4 protein-coding genes are annotated in these 3,068 nt (G+C 67.6%); 2 read left to right on the forward strand and 2 right to left on the reverse strand.

The features are described from left to right. Positions 1 to 522: pirin family protein (locus tag DBR34_RS23240; RefSeq protein ID WP_308812551.1), on the reverse strand; the 522-nt coding region annotated here is incomplete at its 3' end. A 206-nt stretch (positions 523 to 728) separates the two neighbouring features. Between DBR34_RS23240 and DBR34_RS14525 the strand changes: the two genes are divergently transcribed. Both DBR34_RS14525 and DBR34_RS21450 read left to right on the forward strand, forming a co-directional pair. Then, positions 729 to 1,724: a LysR substrate-binding domain-containing protein gene (locus tag DBR34_RS14525; RefSeq protein WP_128097319.1), complete on the forward strand. Its 996-nt coding sequence runs from the start codon at positions 729 to 731 to the stop codon at positions 1,722 to 1,724. 43 nt (positions 1,725 to 1,767) lie between these two features. Next, entirely contained in the window at positions 1,768 to 2,322 is a 555-nt protein-coding gene (locus DBR34_RS21450; RefSeq protein ID WP_181394022.1) for a hypothetical protein, read from the forward strand. 115 nt (positions 2,323 to 2,437) lie between these two features. On the opposite strand, the gene DBR34_RS14535 is transcribed toward DBR34_RS21450, so the two are convergent. Beyond that, positions 2,438 to 3,068, reverse strand: a 631-nt coding sequence (locus tag DBR34_RS14535; protein WP_146186851.1) for a type 1 glutamine amidotransferase domain-containing protein, incomplete at its 5' end; no start/stop codon positions are given.

Consider the following 3,068-nt stretch of genomic DNA (forward strand, 5'->3'; position numbering starts at 1 on the left):
GGCGGGGCCCTGGCAGCCCTCGAAGGTGCCGGCGATCACCCGTAGCTGCCCGGCCCCGTCGGCCAGCGGCACGACCGGGATCGTGCTGGCGTCCAGGCTCTGGTAGCCGGGGGCACGCTGCTTGTCCCGCGCAGGCAGGTTGACCCACAACTGGACCATGTCCAGGGTGCCGCCACGTTGGCTGAATGCAGGAGAATGGAACTCTTCGTGGAGTATTCCCGACGCCGCTGTCATCCACTGCACGTCGCCAGGGCCGATGGTGCCGCCGGCCCCGGTGGAGTCGCGGTGGGATACTTCTCCCTCGTACACGATCGTGACGGTTTCAAACCCACGATGCGGATGCTGGCCAATACCGCGCACGTGGGCCGACGGATCGAACGCATGGGGCCCGGCGCGGTCCAGCAGCAGGAACGGGCTCAACTGCTGGCCGTGGGTGGTGTAGGAGAACAGGGAGCGGGCAGGGAAGCCGTCGCCCACCCAGTGCGGCCTCGGGGCGCTGTAGACGCCCAGTATGTTCTTCATGGTCATGCCTCTCTCCCTGGTCACAGGGACTCTGGTGGCGCACACCGTAGCCCCGGCCCTGCGGCCTCGCTAGACGGCAAAAGTTGCCACCACCGTCCTATCTGGTGAACGATGATTGGCATGCACCCGACGCGATCGGGGCGCAAGCTGGGCGCATCACCGGCAGTGGCCTGCGGGTGCCTTCGTAACCATGAAAAGAGACGCGCATGCAGGACTTCAACGACCTTTTCTACTTCGCCATGGTGGTCGAGCACGGCGGCTTCGCGCAGGCCGGCAGGGCGCTGAATGTTCCCAAATCCAAGCTGAGCCGGCGCATTGCGCTGCTGGAGGAGGAGCTGGGGGTTCGCCTGATCCAGCGGTCAAGCCGCCAGTTTTCCGTGACCGAACTGGGCCGTTCCTTCCTTGATCACTGCAAGGCGATGATCGCGCAGGCCGACGCGGCGCGTGCGCTGGTGGACCTCACCCGTTCGGAGCCGTGCGGGCTGCTGCGCATCACCTGCACCAACGATCTCCTGCAGGGTGGGGTAAGCCGCATGGTGGCGGACTACATCGCGCTCAACACCAAGGTCAGCGTGTATCTCAAGGTGTACAACCGACCCATCGACATCATTGCCGAAGGGTTTGATATCGCCATCCGTGAAAGCAGCGGGCAGTTGAACGACTCCGAACTCATCCAGCGCGTGCTGGCCCGACGCGAATGCGTGCTGGTGGCCCATCCGGATTTGGTCAAGGACGGGGCGTACCCGGTCGGCCCGGCTGACGTGGCAGTCTTTGCCACCCTGGAACTGGGCAGCCCGCGGGCCACCCACGAATGGTCGTTCGAGCACGTCGATGGCGCGGTGGCCACGATCCGCCACCAGCCGCGCATGGTCACCGACGATGTCGCGTGCATCTACCACGCCGCGATGGGGGCGGCTGGCGTCGCCATCCTGCCGCGCACGATGGTGGCCGACGACCTGCAGGCGGGGCGGCTGGTCGAACTGCTGCCGGGGTGGGCCCCGCCCGGCCATGTGGTGCACGCACTGCTGCCCTCGCGCCGCCATCTGCTGCCGTCGGTGCGATCGTTGGTGGACCACCTCGTCGCTTGCTTCGATGCGCCTGCACTACAGGCGGCTGTGCCGAAGGAAACCGAACGCACCAGCGGGACCGCCGTTGGTCACGATGCCGCCCGGCACATGGCCGGGAAAGCGCCCGCTCCCTAAGCTGCCGTCACTGGACCCTGGATCTCGATCAAAGGATGTGAGGATGGCGATTCCGCACTCGCGCTGGATACTGCCCGGCGCCGTGATCGCCGGCATGGCGGCCGCGTTGATTCATCTGGGCTGGGAGTACAGCCACGGCGGCATCCAGCGCCACCACCTGCTCAATGACGCGAGCCTGCCCGCCATCTCCAACGCATGGGGATTGCTGGTGCTGCCGTTGCTTGGGGTGCTGGCGGGCTGGGAGGTGACCCGGCGCATCCGCACGCACGCACGCGCGTGGTGGCCTGCGGTTGCCGGCTTCGTGGGCGCGCTCGCCGCTGGCATCGCACTCTCGGTGGCGTTTGTGACCCATGGCGAACCCGCTGCAACCCAAGTGATGCTGGGGATGTTGGTCGCCAGTGTGCTGTTTCCTGCTTACCGCGCGGAGTACCTGTTCGGCTTCGTCATCGGCATGACGCCGGTGTTCGGTGCGATCCTGCCGGCGCTGGTGGCGTGCGTGCCGATGCTGATCTCGGCAGCGAGTCGGCTGGTGCTGTGGCGCCTTGTGCAGTACACGCTGTGTCGCTCCACTGCCGCGGTCGCCGTGCGGCGCGGGTGAGCCAACGCAGGTTCCGCGCCGCCGCGTAGGAGCGGCAGTGCCCATGGATGGCATGGGCGCTGGAATGGAGTGAGGCCGGCGCGTCATCGCGCGCCGGCCTCGATGCGGTGAGGCCTCAGCCGTTGCGCGACGCGCCCAGGTGCTTCACCAGCACGGCCGCCGTTTCTGCCGACGATGCCGGGTTCTGCCCGGTGATCAGCAGGCCATCGCTGACCACGTACGAGCCCCAGTCGGGCCCCTTGGAGTATTGCCCGCCGGCCGCCCGCAGCATGTCTTCAACCAGGAACGGCACCACGTCGGTGAGGCCGACGCCGGCTTCCTCACTGTTGGTGAAACCGGTGACCTTCCTGCCCGCAACAAGCGGCGAACCGTCGGCGGCCTTGACGTCGCGCAGCACGCCCGGGGCATGGCAGACCAGCGCGACCGGCTTGTTGGCGGCAATGAACGATTCGATCAGGGCGATGGAGTGGCGGTCGTTGGCCAGGTCCCACAGCGGGCCGTGGCCGCCGGGATAGAACACGGCGTCGAAGTCGCCCTGGTTGACGCTGTCCAGGCGCACGGTCGCGGCCAGCTGCGCGGTGGCGGCCGGGTCTGCCTCGAAGCGACGGGTGAGGTCGGTCTGGAAGTCGGGCTCGTTGCTCTTGGGGTCCAGCGGCGGCTGGCCGCCCTTGGGCGAGGCCAGCACGATCTGGGCGCCGGCATCGGTGAAGGCGTAGTAGGGCGCGGCGAGCTCTTCCAGCCAGAAG

The sequence above is a fragment of the Stenotrophomonas sp. HMWF003 genome, assembly GCF_003061285.1.
Classification (GTDB): Bacteria; Pseudomonadota; Gammaproteobacteria; order Xanthomonadales; family Xanthomonadaceae; genus Stenotrophomonas; species Stenotrophomonas maltophilia_AP.